Source organism: Micromonospora sp. NPDC007208 (assembly GCF_042869175.1).
GTDB lineage: Bacteria > Actinomycetota > Actinomycetes > Mycobacteriales > Micromonosporaceae > Micromonospora > Micromonospora foliorum.
This window is the reverse complement of sequence record NZ_JBIAFG010000001.1, coordinates 332,326-347,143: the sequence shown is the minus strand read 5'-3', so window position 1 is coordinate 347,143 and position 14,818 is coordinate 332,326. Positions and strand designations below refer to the sequence as shown.

Annotated in this window: 11 protein-coding genes; 6 read left to right on the top strand and 5 right to left on the bottom strand. The window is 71.2% G+C overall.

All coding sequences use genetic code 11. From position 1 onward, the window contains the following. Positions 1 to 31 precede the first annotated feature (31 nt). Entirely contained in the window at positions 32 to 1,078 is a 1,047-nt protein-coding gene (locus ACFYL6_RS01365; protein ID WP_387165974.1) for an LCP family protein, read from the bottom strand. Positions 1,079 to 1,402: 324 nt separating this feature from the next. Between ACFYL6_RS01365 and ACFYL6_RS01360 the strand changes: the two genes are divergently transcribed. The 5 genes from ACFYL6_RS01360 (at position 1,403) to ACFYL6_RS01340 (ending at position 7,150) form a co-directional block, all read left to right on the top strand. Continuing rightward, a complete protein-coding gene (locus tag ACFYL6_RS01360) occupies positions 1,403 to 1,945 on the top strand; it encodes a hypothetical protein (RefSeq protein WP_387165972.1) in 543 nt (180 codons plus the stop codon). After that, entirely contained in the window at positions 1,935 to 3,509 is a 1,575-nt protein-coding gene (locus tag ACFYL6_RS01355) for a glycosyltransferase (RefSeq protein ID WP_387165970.1), read from the top strand. The genes ACFYL6_RS01360 and ACFYL6_RS01355 overlap by 11 nt, the downstream gene beginning before the upstream one ends. A 6-nt stretch (positions 3,510 to 3,515) precedes the next feature. Further along, a complete protein-coding gene (locus ACFYL6_RS01350; protein ID WP_387165968.1) occupies positions 3,516 to 4,379 on the top strand; it encodes a choice-of-anchor P family protein in 864 nt (287 codons plus the stop codon). A 7-nt stretch (positions 4,380 to 4,386) separates the two neighbouring features. After that, positions 4,387 to 5,547: a non-hydrolyzing UDP-N-acetylglucosamine 2-epimerase gene (gene wecB, locus ACFYL6_RS01345; RefSeq protein ID WP_387165966.1), complete on the top strand. Its 1,161-nt coding sequence runs from the start codon at positions 4,387 to 4,389 to the stop codon at positions 5,545 to 5,547. A 127-nt stretch (positions 5,548 to 5,674) separates the two neighbouring features. Continuing rightward, a complete protein-coding gene (locus ACFYL6_RS01340; protein WP_387165964.1) occupies positions 5,675 to 7,150 on the top strand; it encodes an acyltransferase family protein in 1,476 nt (491 codons plus the stop codon). Between the two features lie 70 nt (positions 7,151 to 7,220). On the opposite strand, the gene ACFYL6_RS01335 is transcribed toward ACFYL6_RS01340, so the two are convergent. The 3 genes from ACFYL6_RS01335 to ACFYL6_RS01325 all read right to left on the bottom strand — a co-directional run bounded on the left by ACFYL6_RS01335 (position 7,221) and on the right by ACFYL6_RS01325 (position 10,828). Continuing rightward, entirely contained in the window at positions 7,221 to 8,444 is a 1,224-nt protein-coding gene (locus ACFYL6_RS01335; protein ID WP_387165962.1) for a YeiH family protein, read from the bottom strand. After that, positions 8,444 to 8,590 carry a hypothetical protein gene (locus tag ACFYL6_RS01330; RefSeq protein ID WP_387165960.1) on the bottom strand — a complete coding sequence of 49 codons (147 nt, stop codon included), beginning with the start codon at positions 8,588 to 8,590 and terminating at the stop codon, positions 8,444 to 8,446. Before ACFYL6_RS01330 ends, ACFYL6_RS01335 begins: the two co-directional genes overlap by 1 nt. A gap of 363 nt (positions 8,591 to 8,953) precedes the next feature. Then, a complete protein-coding gene (locus ACFYL6_RS01325; RefSeq protein WP_387165958.1) occupies positions 8,954 to 10,828 on the bottom strand; it encodes an adenylyl cyclase in 1,875 nt (624 codons plus the stop codon). 316 nt (positions 10,829 to 11,144) lie between these two features. Here ACFYL6_RS01325 and ACFYL6_RS01320 point away from each other — a divergent pair, with 316 nt between their 5' ends. Next, positions 11,145 to 14,186 (top strand): BTAD domain-containing putative transcriptional regulator, encoded by a 3,042-nt coding sequence (locus tag ACFYL6_RS01320; protein ID WP_387165956.1) that lies wholly within the window; start codon positions 11,145 to 11,147, stop codon positions 14,184 to 14,186. Between the two features lie 7 nt (positions 14,187 to 14,193). Here ACFYL6_RS01320 and ACFYL6_RS01315 read toward each other — a convergent pair whose 3' ends face one another. After that, positions 14,194 to 14,805: a dihydrofolate reductase family protein gene (locus ACFYL6_RS01315; RefSeq protein ID WP_387165954.1), complete on the bottom strand. Its 612-nt coding sequence runs from the start codon at positions 14,803 to 14,805 to the stop codon at positions 14,194 to 14,196. Positions 14,806 to 14,818 lie beyond the last annotated feature (13 nt).

The window sequence follows — 14,818 nt, the reverse complement described above, 5'->3', positions numbered from 1 at the left end:
CACCCGCCGTCTTCGTTGCCGTGGTCGAGGCTCAGTTGGCCGGCGGTGTCTGCGGGTTGGCCGCGAGCCACTGCGCCACCCGGTCCTCGCGCAGAGCGGTGAAGAGCGCCGGGGCCTGGGCCTCGTCCAGCCGCACCGCGGACCCGGCCGGGGTCTGCAGGTTCGCGTCGCTGAACGGGACGGTGACGAACTGGACCGTTTCCGGCTTCACCTTGCGGAGCGCGAGGGCGAGGTCGGTCAGGTTCAGGTCGCGGTCGACGATCAGCGACTCGGCCGCCGTGGTGAGCACCCGGTCGAGTCGGGTCGGGCTGGTGAGCAGACTCGTCGCGGTGACCCGCTCGGCCAGGGCGCGTACCACGAGCTGCTGGTCGTAGATGCGGCCGAAGTCGCCGCCGGGCACGCCGTGCCGCTGCCGCATCAGGTCGTCGGCCGCCTTGCCGTCCAGGTCGTGGCAGCCCGCGGGCCAGGTGACGCCGGTGTCCGAGGACTTGACGGTGTACGGCAGGCAGACGTTGACCCCCTCCACCGCGTCCACGAGCTTGCGGACGGCGGCGAAGTTGGCCACCAGCACGCCGTCGAGTGGAAGCCCGGTGAGCTTGGCGACCGTCTCGGCGGCCAACGCGGCCCCGCCGAACGCGAACGCGGCATTGATCTTGTTGGGGCCACCGGCCCAGACCTGCCCCGCCGCGGGCACGTCGACGTAACTGTCCCGGGGGATGGAGACGAGGGTGGCCGCCTCCCGCGCGGCGTTGACGTGCACCAGCATGATGGTGTCCGACCGCTGCCCGGGGTAGAGGGCCTGGTCCGGCTCGCCGTCGCGGGAGTCCGACCCGAGCAGCAGGAGGTTCAGCGGTCCCGACTCCCACCGGCGCTCGTCGTGGGTGCCCTGGCCGAGGATGTCCTCGCGCTGCACCCGGCTCTCGTACCGGTGCTTCAGGCCGAAGCCGACGGTGACGAGACCCGCGCAGAGCACGCCGAACACCAGGAGCAGGGCGAGGCCCGCCTTCTTCCAGCCCGCCAACGCCCGCCACCTCAACGGCGCCGGCGTGACCGTGCGGCCGGGGATACCGGTCACCATCTTGACCACCTCTGCACGAACTCTCGGGACGCTGAACCTGTTGCGGGGCAAGGGATGCAACCCGTCCACCCCACCCGTGAAGCATTTAATCACTCTTTAGGGTTTCTATGCCGCTTTATCCTCTTTGCCCGATTCGTCGGTGCGATTCTGGCCTTCGAGTGAGCGAGGGAGAGTCGCCATGTACGGAGTACCCACCAAGGGGCCACACATCGGAGGTGGCCTTGCGGCCACCGGAGTTGCCGTTCAATCCTGGTTGCTTGTCGGCGTCGGGCTGGTCGTGCTGGGTCTGGCACTGTGGCTCGTAGCCATGTTGGGCCGCGAGCGATGACCGGTTCCCGACGCGGGTCGTGGCTGAGCGCCAGCGCAGGTGGCCTGATCGGAGTCGCCACCGCCGTCGCCATGCTCTGGCGGTGGCACGACATCGCCAGCGCGGAGGCGTGGCTGAACGCTCATCTCGTCAACGCCGTCGGGTTGGCGGACACCAAGTCCATCGGCGCGGCCGTGATCTTTCCACTGGACGAGCGCTGGGTCGGCTTCATGGTCTCCAGCGGCTGCTCGGTCGCCATGTTGCTGATCCCGCCGATCGTGCTCGCGTCGACGTTGATCGGGTTCCGCCGCATCTCACTGACGCGTGGACTGAACGCCCTGGCGGCGGCAGTCGTGCTGCTGGTCACGGTGAACCAGGTCCGCCTCGGCGCCGTGGTGGTCTCGATGCAGACCTGGGGCTTCAAGCTGGGCTACGAACGCAGCCATGTGCTGATCGGCTCAGTGATCACGACCGCCGGCCTGATCGCCGTCACGATCCTGTTCGTGGTCCTGGTCAGCCGGACCAAGCGGATCTCCGGGACGGTCGCCGGTGTCCACTGAGACGCAGTCCCTCGCCCTGCTCAACACCGCGGCGTTCCTGCTGTGCGTCAGCTTCTGCGCGTACGTGCTGAGCATCCTGGTGTTCCACCTGAAGAGCGGGCGTAGTCGGGGCGGCAGCCCGGACGGCTTCGACTGGCACATCATCGTGCCGTGCCGCAACGAGGCGTCGGTCGTCGGCGACACCGTGCGGCGTCTGCTGTGCGACTTCCCGCAGGCGACCGTCTGGTGCGTCGACGACGCGTCCGACGACGGCACGCTGGCCGAGCTGGCGGCCTTCGCCGACCAGCCGCGGGTGCACGTGGTCCGGCGTCAACTGCCGGACGCCCGGCAGGGCAAGGGCGCCGCGCTCAACGCCGCCTGGCGACGCATCGAGCAGTCGTTGCCCGCCGACGCGGACCGTACCCGGGTGATCGTCGGCGTGCTGGACGCGGACAGCCGACTCGACCCGCAGGGTCCCGTCGCCCTCTCCGGCCGTCAGTACTTCGGCTCGACCGAGGTCGGCGCCGTACAGGTGGAGGTGCGGATGCTCCAGTGCGCGCCGCGCCGGTACGCCCCGACGACTGAGGTCAGTCGCTGGGGACGGCTACTGATCCGGCTACAGGACATGGAGTTCCGCGCCCCGATCGCGGCCATGCAGTCGCTGCGACGGCGCACCGGCAGCGTGGCGATGGGCGGCAACGGGCAGTTCACCCGACTGTCCCTGCTCAACGAGATCGCCGACCAGCACGGCACACCGTGGCACGGCGCCCTCCTGGAGGACTTCGAGCTGGGCCTGCACATCCTGCTGGCCGGCGGGCGCACCGAGTACTGCTCGGAGAGCTGGGTGGCCCAGGAGGCGTTGACCCGGATCCGCCCGCTGGTGCGGCAGCGCACCCGGTGGGCCCAGGGGTCGATGCAGTGTGGCCGCTACCTCGGCAAGGTGCTGCGCTCGCCGCGAATCCGCAATTCGGCCACCCTGGAGATCGCCCACTTCCTGGCCGCGCCGTGGACCCAACTGCTCGGCACACCGATCTACGTCGCCTGCCTGGTGGTGATGTCCTACTACATCGACAACACCATGGGTGGGCTGCGCGGCTGGTGGAGCAGTGGTGGTTGGGGCGTACCCCCGCTGGTGCTCGTCTTCGGCATCGGACCGTTCGCCCTGTGGGGCATCGTCTACCGGATCCGTTGTGAGCCGCAGCTGTCGATTCCCAAGGCCCTGCTGCTCGGGGTCTGCCACTGGCTGTACAGCTACGCCCAGTCGCTGGCGGTCTGGTTGGCCTTCGCCCGCATGGTGACGGCCCGCACGGACTGGCAGAAGACCGCCCGCGCCGCCGACCCGGCGCCCCAGCCGACTGCGGCTCGGGCCGTGGGCCGGGTGGCCGTCGGCGTGCCGGCCGTGGGTCGGGCCGCCGTGCCAGCCCAGCCACGCCGGGCCCAACCCACACGTCGGTCGGGCCGCGGCGACGGGCCACGGTCGATCCGACCACCCCGGCACCTGAGTCACCTCACACATCTCACCACCCCCACCACCCCCACCACCCCCACCACAGACCGCCCCGCAATCGCCCACACCAGAAAGTAGACATCTATGCCACGAGTTAGATCCGGCCTCGCCCGCACCGCCGCGGTGCTGGCCGGTGGCCTCGCCATGGTCGTCCTGGCGGCCTCACCGGCGATGGCCGACACCTCCCAGTCCTCCGCCTCGGCGCTACAGATCAGCCTGCTCGGTGGTGGCATCGCCAGCTCCGGCACCGCGTCGGCCAGCAACGACGGCACCACCGAGTCGATCTCCGGTAACCAGAATCCCCCGCTGGCCGTGCTCGGCGGGCAGACCGTCATCACGGCCGGCGTGCTGGGCCAGAGCGTCCGGGCGTTCAACGACGGCACGTCGGCGGCCTGCGCCGGTGTGCTCGGCACCGGCGGCTCGATCACCATCGGTCCCGGCGGATCGTGCCTCGTCACGCCGGGCGCCGCGGTGACGCTGACCCTCGGGACCAGCGGTCTCGCCACGATCTCACTTGTCGCCGACGCCATCTACTCGTCGTGCACCGCCACCAGCAGCCCGTCGGCGACGGGCACCGCGAGCCTGGTCAACGCCCGGATCGTCTCGACGATCCTGGGTGTCGACACGACCCTGCTCAGCCTGCCGGTCAATCCGGCGCCGAACACCGGCCTGAGCGTGCCGGGCGTGATCGACCTGACCCTCAACGGCCAGAGCAGCTCCGGCGTGGGTCAGCTCACCGTGACGGCGCTGAACCTGACGGCGCTCGGTGGAGCGCTGGCCGGGGTCACCATCGGCACGTCGAGCTGCGGGGCCAACGCGGTCGCGCCCCCCATTCCGGTGATCCCGCTCGCCGGGGCGCCGCTCGCGCTCGGTATCGGCGCGCTCGTGGCCGGCACCACCGGCGGGTTCTCGCTCTACCGGCGTCGCCGCGCGGCTGCCAGGAGCTGACCCCGACATGTGTGCGAGCAGGTCGACACCGCGAGAGGTCCTGATCCTGGCCGGCACCAGGCCGGAGGGAGTGAAGACCGCGCCTCTGATCCGCCGTCTCCTCGATGATCCGAGGTTCACGGTACGGGTGGCGGACACCGGTCAACAGCCGGGACGCGTCGCCGAGGCACTCGCCCCGTTCGGCCTCCGCCCGGAGGTGAGCATGCGCCCAGAACGGCGCACCGGCTCGCTCGCCGAACTGGCGGCGGCACTGATCACGGGAATCGACGAGTTGCTCACACACCACCGTCCAGCGGCGGTCGTGGTGCAAGGGGACACCACGACCGCCCTGGCCGGCGGGACGGCCGCGTTCTGGCGGCATGTCCCGGTCGTCCACCTGGAGGCCGGACTGCGGACCAACGACCTGGACCGGCCGTTTCCGGAGGAGGCCAACCGGGCCATGCTCGCCCGGATCGCCGCGCTGCACCTGGCGCCAACCCGGGCGGCCCGGGCGAACCTCATCGGTGAGGGCATCCGCTCCGGCGCGATCGTGGTGACCGGCAACACCGTCGTGGACGCCCTTCACGACCTCGTCGAGCGCGGCGTGGCCCAGGCACCGGACTGGGTCGAACCGGACCGCAAGCTGGTGGTGGCCACGGTGCACCGACGGGAGAACTGGGGCCACGGAGTGGCTGCCACTGTGGACGGCCTCCGCCGCCTGGCGCGAGCGCGCCCCGACGTCCAGATCGTGATGGTCACCCACCCGAACCCGCAGCTCAGTGCGGAGGTCACCACGGGCCTCGCCGGCGTCACCAACGCCCGGGTCACCCCACCACTGCCCTATCCCCAGATGGTCGGCCTGCTGCGGGCGGCCGACCTGGTCGTCACCGACTCGGGCGGGCTCCAGGAGGAGGCAGCCACCCTGGGGGTGCCGTTGCTGGTCACCCGGGACACCACGGAACGTCCGGAGGCCCTGACGCCGGGCCGCGGCGAGTTGGTGGGCACCGACCCCGAACGGCTCCTGTCGGCCGGGCTCCGCCACCTGGCCAGCGGACGGGCCGCCGTCGTCGGCTCGCCGTTCGGTGACGGGCGGGCGAGTGACCGTTCGGTCGTCGCCCTGGCGGGGCTCCTGAACGTACCGGCCCGTCGGGTCGTGCAGCGTCGCCGCACCGCCGCCGCCGTCAGCTGACTCCGAGCAACCTGGACAATCATCCCGTTATCCGGACAAAGCTCCCTAACCCACTGATAATTGGCACATCGATCGGCAGCGCTCCGATCTGTCGTCCGAACAGTTCAGTGATCAGAGGAGTCGTCAGGTGCAGGCCAAGGTGAACGGGCAGCGTTCCACGACGTTGCAGGGCAGATACTCCGCCCAGCACAACGCCTTTGGCGTCCTTCGCCTGGCGATGGCGTGTGGCGTGATCATCGCGCACGCCGGCCCGCTCGGCTTCGGCCAGTCGAACGTCGGGGCGGCCACGTTCGGCCGGCAGAGTGACCTCGGCACCATGTGCCTGTACGGATTCTTCCTGATCTCGGGATTCCTCATCACCGACAGCGCCCTGCGCTCCACGCTGCGCCAGTACGTCCGCGCCCGCCTGCTGCGGGTCTTCCCGGGGCTGTGGGCCTGCCTGCTGGTCACCGCGTTCGTCTTCGCGCCGCTGGCGGCGCTGTACGAGAACGGCAACCTCGACGGGTTCTGGGGGCACCCGGAGGGGCCCTTCGACTATGTCACGACGAACCTCCTCGCCTCGATGGAGCAGTTCCCCATCTCCGGGCTGCTGGCCGACACCCCGTACGGCCTGATCGTCGGCGGGCCGAGCGCGTTCGACGGATCACTGTGGACTCTCCGCTACGACCTGGCGTTCTACGGGATCGTCGGCATCCTCGTAGTGACCTCGGTGCTGCACCGGGCGCCCCGCGCGGTGCTCGTCCTGACCGGCGTCTGTTACGCCCTGGTCCTGCGCGACTTCTTCACCGCACCGACCTGGAGCTCCCGCCCGCCGCAACACGGCGCGATCGGGCCGTTCCCGCTGCTCGGCGCGTTCGCCGCCGACTGGACGCTGATGCTCGGCTTCCTGTTCCTGCTGGGCGCCGCCGCCCGCCTGTACGCACACCGGATTCCGGTGACCAATCAACTGGCCGTGCTGGCCGGCGTCGCATTGGTCGGCTCGCTGTGGCTGGGTGGGTTCTTCGCGGTGGGTCTGCCGGCGTTCGCCTACCTGGTGCTGTTCGCCGCGGTCGCGCTGCCGAAGCGGTGGTCCGGGATCAGCCGCCGGCACGACTACACCTACGGCATCTACATCTACGGCTTCCCCGTGCAGCAGATGATCGCGCTGCTCGGCGGCGCTCGGTTCGGGATGCTCGGCTACATCGCGCTGAGCCTGCTCGGCGCCCTCGTGTTCGCCGTCCTCTCCTGGCACCTGGTGGAACGGCCCGCCCTCGGGTTCAAGACCGGCAGCGGGCGCGCACGGCACCGGCGCGCGGGCCGCACCGCCAGCCCACGCCCGGTGCTGATCCCCAGCCCGGTGACCGTCGCGGGCGCCGAGGCGCGCAGCGGCACCGGCCGGCACAAGGCCGGCGCCCGGCACAGCCGGTCGACGAAGGACATCCTGGCCACGGCAGCCACGCCGCGCCGCGCCAAGCGGCCCGCCGAGACGGCCGCGTCGTTCCTGGCGGTGCCCGAACGGACCAGGAAGGACCTTCCGTTCGACCCGGTGAAGACACCCATTACGCGCGCCCGATCGAGCCGGTCACACCGCGCACCGACCACCTCGGCGACACCACCCCGCTGATGGCGGTGGGGCCGGAGCCAGCGTGGCTCCGGCCCCAGCACGGTCCGCAGGGGCGGGCCGAGCGGCCGACTCAGGCCGAGAAGTTGCGGAACAACAGGGACGCCAGGGCGAGCGCCAACGCCAGGTTGAACACGGTGGCACTGGCGAACACCGCCACCGGTCGCCAACCCGCCTCCCGCAGCGACGCGACCCGGACCTCCAGGCCGATGCTGACGAAGGCCAGGATCAGGAACCACACGCGCAGGTCGTTGACGATGGCGATGGTGGCCTTGCCGTCCGCACCAGCCCCGTCGAGGTACCAGGTGGCGATGACCGACGCCGCGATGAAGCCGAGGACGAACTTCGGGAACCGCGTCCACAGCTCACCGAGGCCCGGTCGGGCCGCGCCGGGCCGTCGTTCCACCCGCAGCGTGAAGTACGCGGTGAGCGCGACCGCGACAACACCCATCAGGGCGTTCTGGGTGACCTTGACGATGCTGGCGATCTGGAGCGCCTCCTCACCGGCGAGCGCTCCGGCCGCGGTGACCGCCGCGGTGGTGTCGATGTTGCCACCGATCCAGGCGCCGGCAACCGCGTCGGAGAGCCCGAACACGTCGGCCAGCCAGGGCAGGATGAAGATGGACGGCAGCGCGAAGATGATGACCAGACTCGCCGTGTAGGCAAGCTGCTCACGGCGCGCCCGCACCGCGCCGGCGGCGGCGATCGCCGCGCTGACCCCGCAGATCGACACCGCCGACGCGAGCAGCGCCCGCAGCTTGTCGTCGAGGCCGAACCTGCCGGCCAACCACCAGGTGAACAGGAACACCCCGCTGATCAGCAGGATCGCCTGGGCGATCGCCGGGCCGGCGGCGCTGGCGATGACGGCGAGGTTGATCGACGCCCCGAGCAGCACCAGACCGGTCTTGATGAAGAACTCGGTCCGGAACGCGGCGGCGATCCGGTCCCGCCACCCGAGCACTGTGACAGCGACGTTGCCGAGCAGGCCGAGCAGGATCGCGTAGACCGGGTACTCGATCGCCGCGCCGATGTCCTCGACGGCGGTGCCCTCGGCCCAGGCCGGAACGTTCTGCTCCAGGTAGCGGGTGAGCGCGGCGAGACCGACCACGATCAGCAGGCCGAGCGCCGTCCAGGCCCAGAAGGCCCCGTCACGCGTGACCCTGGTCGGCTCGGCGGGATCGGCGGTGGTCGACGAACTGCTGGGCTCGCCCACGTCGTCGGCGCGAGTGGCGTCGTCGACGCCTGTGGCATCGGTCGTGCCGGGCTCACTGCCCGTGCGGGTCGCGTCGGCGGTCATCAGGGCACCAGCCCGGCGGGGATGGCGCCGAGCAGGACCAGGGCGAGCAGGGCCAGCCCGAGGATGGTCGCCACCCAGTCCTCGTTGAACGCGAGCCGGGACGCACCGGCCGTCGGTGGGGTGGACGGCGAAGGGTCGGATGTCATGGCGTACCTCCATGGTTGTGAACCGATCCGGCAGCGCCGGATCGGTCGGAAGTGCGGTGCGGGGCCGCGCGGAGCCGGATCGATGCGCGGGGGTCACGGGTCAGCGCGCGAGCCGGCAGGGCGGCTGAAGAGGGAGTGCGGTGCTCAGTCGGTGCCTGGTGCGCCCGGACAGAGCTCGCTGGCGGTCCGCATCAGGTCGACGACCCGACGCGAGGTGAGGAGCGGACCAACCGGCATTCACGTATTTTCCTACCGACTCGATAGGAATTCAAGACCGTCGACGCGGTTTCTCCGCGCATGGCACCACCGACGACGGTGCCGGAGCCAACACCGGCTCCGGCACCGTCGGTTCGTCCGATGTCGCTACGGGGTCGGGTACTGGGTCAGATAGACCGGAGCGCCGACCTTGGTCATGTCGGCCGCGTCACCGACGCCGTTGACGACGTGGTCGATCGTGCCGGCGCTGAGGTTGACGGTCATGATGTGGTGCAGCCGCACCCCCGGCCGGTTCGGGACCTCGAAGCCATTCTCGGTGTGGATCGACGGGTTGTTCTGGTTGAAGACGTACACCCCGCCGCCGTACAGGGTGTGGTGACGCACCCGGTCACCGACCTTGTACCCGGCCCAGCCCTCGACCGCGCCGTTCATCCAGTCGGCCTGCGTCGGCGGGTCGTACGGCAACTCGTTCTGGTAGAGGATCGTGGTGCCGTGCTCGCCGTTCCAGACCGTGTTGTAGCGCTGGAAGTGCTCGACGAACAGGCCGGTCGCGGTCACGTGGTCGCCGTTGATCACGGCGCCGTAGCGACCGGTGTTGGTACGCCAGCGGTCGGTGTCACCGTTGACGCCCTCGGTGAAGCCCTCGACGCCGTGATCGCCGCGCCACACCCAGGTGTGGTCGATGAGCACGTTGTCGCTGTTGACCTCCAGCGCGGTGTTCGTGCGTCCGATGTGCGGGCCGCCGACCCGGAAGTACACGTCGGAGAGCGTGGTCGGGTTGTTCGGGCTGCTCGCGTCGTGGCCGTGCTGGCGTCCGACCCGTAGCAGGACCGGCGACTCGACGAGGCCGGCGTCGATCGTGACGCCGGCGACGATCACCCCGGGAACACCGGCCACGTCCAGCGGGATCGCGCCGTTCACGGCGGTCAGCGTGGCGTGCCCGATCCCGAGCACCACCGTGTTCGGACGCCGGACCTCGATGCTGCGCGCGATGTCGTACGTGCCGGGGGTGAGCAACAGGTGCTTGCCGCGCGCCAACTGGCTGTTGATGACGCGCACCGAGTCGGACGGCTTGGCGATGAAGAAGTCGTCGATCCCGATGGTCCGCCCCGGCGTCATGCCGTCGGCCCAGGAGACACCCCGGCTCTCGCGCTGCGCGGCGGGCACCCGCACCTGGTAGCGACCCTTCCCGTCGACGAAGAGGTAGGGCTTCTCCCGGCTGATCGGGGTGGTCTCCAGGGTGGTGTACGGCGGGTCGGGGAAGGTGGCGTCGTCCGGCGCGCCCTCGACCCCCGCGAACACCTGGTTCCACACCGCGTTGGACCAGCCGGCGACCTCACTGTTGCGGGTCAGCCACTGCTGCTGCGAGCCGTTCGTCGTGGCTGGCAGCCGCGAGTCGGCGATGAACCCGCCGCTGGCGTACTGCGGGCCGGCGGTGCAGTAGTCCATCAGCGACAGGCCACCGCCGCCGATGTTCAGTCGGCGCATCGACACCGCCTGGGAGACCGCCCAGAAGTTCGCCGACGACCGGCAGCCGTCCTGGCCGGCCGCGTTGATGGTGAGCGAGAGGTTGGACAGGGTGCGCCAGAAGTTGACAAGCGCGAGGCAGTTGCCGGTGCCACCGTCGGCGAGGCAGCGGTTGTAGACCTCCAGCTTGCCGTTGACGGTGACGTCGGTGGGCGAGGCGCCCAGGCCGGACACCTCGGTGTAGTAGCCGACCTTCGCCTGCAACGGCTGCGCGGCCGTGCCGTACGTGCCCGGCTTGAACAGGTAGGCGTGCCGCTCGGTGCCCATCTCGTTGTCGACCTGCCGGGCGTGCGCGGCGTCGAGGGTCTGCTGGATCTCACCGACCGGCATGGACGGGTCGAAGATCGTCACGTTCGGGCCGAAGTCGGGCGCGCCGTGCGTCGGGCGGCCGGCGCTGGCGGCCGTGCTGGTCACCGCGACGGCGGTGGTCACCAGCACAGCAAGAAGGAGGGTACGACCGGAGGTCCGGCGAACCCGTCGGGACGGGGCTGTCATGTGGTTCGTCCTCTCCGCTGGCCGGGCGTGATTCCGGCGCAGCTGGGGCGGTGAGAGCGCTCTCTGACCCTTGCCGCCGGAGGTTGGGCCGGGCCGGAAGGGGTTGACATGTTTCTACCCGTTAATTCGGCCGTACGCCACGACCAGGGGTGGCGAACCTTCGCGCCGGGCCGCGACGCGAGCCCCCTCCCCGCGATCTTGCACTTTCTGCGGCCGTTACGCGGCTTTCGTGTCTTATGGCACTGCACAAAGCGCAAGATCGTGGAGTTGGCCAACGCGCTTATGGTCCACTTCGGCTCGGTGCCACGCGGTTAGGATGATCGCCGTGCAGTTCGGGGTGCTCGGGCCGCTCGCCGTGACCACCGACGCCGGCGAGCCGGTGGTGGTGCCCGGCACGAAGGTCCGGGCGTTGCTGGCCGACCTGTTGGCCAACCGCAACCAGGTGGTCTCGGCGGACCGCCTCATCGACGACCTGTGGGGTGACGACGCGCCCGCCAACCCGGCCGGCGCCCTCCAGGTGCGGGTGTCGCAGCTGCGCAAGGCGCTCAACGACGCCGAGCCCGGGGCCCGCGAGTTGGTCGAGTCCCGGCCACCCGGCTACCTGCTGCGGGTCGACGCGGTCGACGCCGGCCGCTTCGACGACCTGGCCCGCTGCGCCGACGTCGAGCGGCTGACCGAGGCTCTCGCGTTGTGGCGCGGCGAGGCGTACGCCGACGTGGCCGACGCCGAGTTCGTGCGTGCCGAGGCGGCCCGCCTCGCCGAGCAGCGCCTCGTCGTGCAGGAGCGGCTGGCGCAGGCCCGGCTGGCCCGGGGTGAGCACGACCTGGTGGCCGCGGACCTGGCCGAGCTGGTCGCCAGGCATCCACTGCGTGAGGGCCTGCGGGCGGTGCAGCTGCGCGCGTTGTACGCGGCCGGCCGGCAGTCCGAGGCCCTGGACAGCTACGCCGACCTGCGGGCCCGGCTCGCCGAGGAGCTGGGCCTCGACCCCGGCCCGGAGCTGGTCGCCCTGCACCGCAGGATCCTCGAACAGGACGCCGGCCTGAGCGCCCCGCCGAAGGCGACGATCATCCGGAACAACCTTCCGGCCCCGCTCGACGAGTTGATCGGGCGGGCCGAGGCGCTGGCCGAGTTGGCGGCGCTGCTGCCCCGGCAGCGGCTGGTCACGCTTGTCGGGCCGGGTGGCGTCGGCAAGACCCGGCTGGCCACCGAGACGGCCCGCGCACAGTCCTACCCGGACGGAGTCCAGCTGGTCGAGCTGGCCCCGCTTTCGGCCGGTGACGCGCGCGTCGCCGAACAGGTGCTCGGCGCCCTGGGTGCCCACGAGGCCGCCGGAACGACCCTGTCCCCCGCCGACCGGGTGGTCACGGCCCTGCGGCACCGGCAGTTGCTGCTCGTGCTGGACAACTGCGAGCACGTCATCGAACCGGTCGCCGAGCTGGTCGCCCGGCTGCTGCGCGACGTACCCGGGGTGAGCGTGCTGGCCACCAGCAGGGAACCACTCGGGCTGGCCGGTGAGCTGCTCTGGGAGGTACCCCCGCTGCCGGTGCCCGACGACGGTGACCTGGACGCGGTCCGGCGCTCGGCGGCGGCCCGGTTGTTCGTCGCCCGCGCCGCCGCACAGCAGCGCGGTTTCCGTCTCGACCGGCAGACCGCGACCGCCGTGGCCCAGCTCTGCCGCCGCCTCGACGGTCTGCCGCTGGCGCTGGAGTTGGCCGCGACGCGGGTCCGCGCGCTGGGCGTACGCGGGGTGGTGGAGCGGCTCGACGACCGGTTCCGGCTGCTCACCACCGTGCAGCGGGACGTGCCACCCCGGCAGCGGACGCTGACCGCGGTGATCGGCTGGAGCTGGGACCTCCTGGACGAGTCCGACCGGGTGGTGCTCGCCCAGCTTGCGGTGTTCCCGGACGGCTGCACCCCGGAGGCCGCCGAACAGGTCTGCCGAACCGACCTGGACACCCTCGCCCGGCTGGTGGACCGGTCGCTGGTGGTGCTCGACGACTCCGGTGTGGCCCCCCGCTACCGGCTCCTCGAATCGGTGGCCGCGTTCTGCCTGGAACGCCTCACCGACGCCGACGAGGTACGCGGGCGGCACGCCGCCTACTACACGGAGTTGGCCGAGCGCGCCGACCCGGGGCTGCGCGGCGCCGACCAGCAGCGGTGGCTGGCGCTGCTCGACGCCGAGATGGCGAACCTGCGGTCGGCGCTGGAGCACGGTGGTGGGCTGCGCCTGGCGATCGCGCTGAGCTGGTACTGGTTCCTGCGCGGCCGGCTCACCGAGGCACGGCGGGCCCTGGCCCTGCCCGGTGACCCGGAGCAGGAGGTTCGCGCGGCTCCCTGGCGGGTGGGTTTCGCCCTCTCCCAGGGTGTGCCGATCGCACCGGAGGACGTACGCGCCGCGGTGGCGGCCGACCCGAACGGCCACGCCGCCTGGTTCGCGGCCAACGCGCTGATCGAGCACGGCGACCTGGCCCTGGTGTCGGAGCTGCTGCCCACCGCCGTCGACGACCCGTGGACCGAGGCCGCGGTGCTCACCTCCCTGGCCCACATCGCACACGCCAACGGTGACCAGACCGTCCTGGAGCGCACCGCGACCCGCAGCGCCGCGCTCTTCGCCGACCTGGGCGACCGGTGGGGTCGGCTCCGGGCGACCGAGTGGGTGGGTGGGCTGGCCGACATGCGCGGCGAGCACGAGCGCGCCGCCGCGCTGCACCGGGAGGGGTTGCGCTGGGCCGAGGAGTTGGCGCTGTGGCCGCAGGTCTGCGCCGAGCTGTCCTGGCTGGCCTGGCTCGCCGTGCAGACCCGTGACTACACCCAGGGTCGGGAGCTGGCCGAACGCGCGTACGACCTGGCGGTGGAGCAGGGCTCGCCCGGTGCGCTGATCTTCGCGGAGATGAGCCTCGGGCTGGCCGCCCGCCGCGACGGCAAGCTCGACCTGGCCGTTACCCACCTCAGTCGCCTCGCCGACCTGGGCCGGGGCGAGAGCCAACCCGCGCTCTACCTGCCGATGGTGCTGGTGGAGCTGGGCTACGCGGTCGAGCTGGGCGGCGACCCGGACGCGGCGTTGGCCCTGCACATCGAGGCGTTCGAGGTCGCCGAGGCGATGGCGACGATGCGGGACGCGGTAGGCCCCCTGGAGGGGATGGCGGCGGCGGTGCGCTGCCCCGAGGTCGCCGCCCGGCTGCTGGGCGCCGCGGCCGCCGCCCGGCTCGCCACCCAGTCCCCCGCCGCGCCGGCCGAACGCGACGACACCGACCGGGTGACCGCACGGCTGCGGGCCGAACTCGGGCCGGAACGTTTCGACGCACTGCTCGCCGCGGGCGCGCAGCTGAGCCCGGGCGAGGCCCGGGCCCAGCTCTGACCGGTGCTCAGGAGGTCACCTTCGGCTGGTACGAAGCGATGATCACGCCGCTCTTGTGCACCCGGGTGTCGACCAGGTCGAACGACGCCTTGAGGTCGGTCAGCGGGGCGGTGAGGCTGGGGCCGCCCTCCAGCACCGGGTGGATCCAGAACCGGACCTCGTCCACCAATCCCGCCCGGATCAGCTGAGCGGTGACCGAGCCGAAGCCGTACTGGATGATGTTCTTGCCCTCCTGGGCCTTGAGCGCGGTGACCGCCTCGACCAGATCGCCCTGGAGCACCTCCGTGTTGTTCCAGGTGGGGTTGGTCAGGGTGGTCGAGGCGACGTACTTCTTGACGTTGTTGAAGTACGCGGCGCCGGTGGTCGGGTCGCTCTCGTCCCTGGTCGGCCAGGCGGCGGACATGCCGTCGTAGGTGGCCCGGCCCATCAGCATCGCGTCTGCCTCCTCGGTCTGCGCCCCGGCGAGGCTCGCGGCCTCCTCGTCGAAGTACGGCATGGTCCACATCGGGTTGTCGATGACGCCGTCGAGGGTGATGTAGGTCGAGTTGACGAGCTTGCGCATCGGGATCTCCTGGATGTCTGTCGTGCTCTCCGGTGACACCCAGAACTCTGCCGGCACCCGCTTACGATTC

What these genes read in the sequence shown, in the direction of transcription:
- ACFYL6_RS01325 (WP_387165958.1), bottom strand. Translation starts at nt 10,828, where the DNA reads ATGACAGCCCCGTCCCGACGGGTTCGCCGGACCTCCGGTCGTACCCTC.
- ACFYL6_RS01350 (WP_387165968.1), top strand. Translation starts at nt 3,516, where the DNA reads ATGCCACGAGTTAGATCCGGCCTCGCCCGCACCGCCGCGGTGCTGGCC.
- ACFYL6_RS01335 (WP_387165962.1), bottom strand. Translation starts at nt 8,444, where the DNA reads ATGACCGCCGACGCGACCCGCACGGGCAGTGAGCCCGGCACGACCGAT.
- ACFYL6_RS01365 (WP_387165974.1), bottom strand. Translation starts at nt 1,078, where the DNA reads ATGGTGACCGGTATCCCCGGCCGCACGGTCACGCCGGCGCCGTTGAGG.
- ACFYL6_RS01320 (WP_387165956.1), top strand. Translation starts at nt 11,145, where the DNA reads ATGATCGCCGTGCAGTTCGGGGTGCTCGGGCCGCTCGCCGTGACCACC.
- ACFYL6_RS01330 (WP_387165960.1), bottom strand. Translation starts at nt 8,590, where the DNA reads ATGACATCCGACCCTTCGCCGTCCACCCCACCGACGGCCGGTGCGTCC.
- ACFYL6_RS01360 (WP_387165972.1), top strand. Translation starts at nt 1,403, where the DNA reads ATGACCGGTTCCCGACGCGGGTCGTGGCTGAGCGCCAGCGCAGGTGGC.
- wecB (WP_387165966.1), top strand. Translation starts at nt 4,387, where the DNA reads ATGTGTGCGAGCAGGTCGACACCGCGAGAGGTCCTGATCCTGGCCGGC.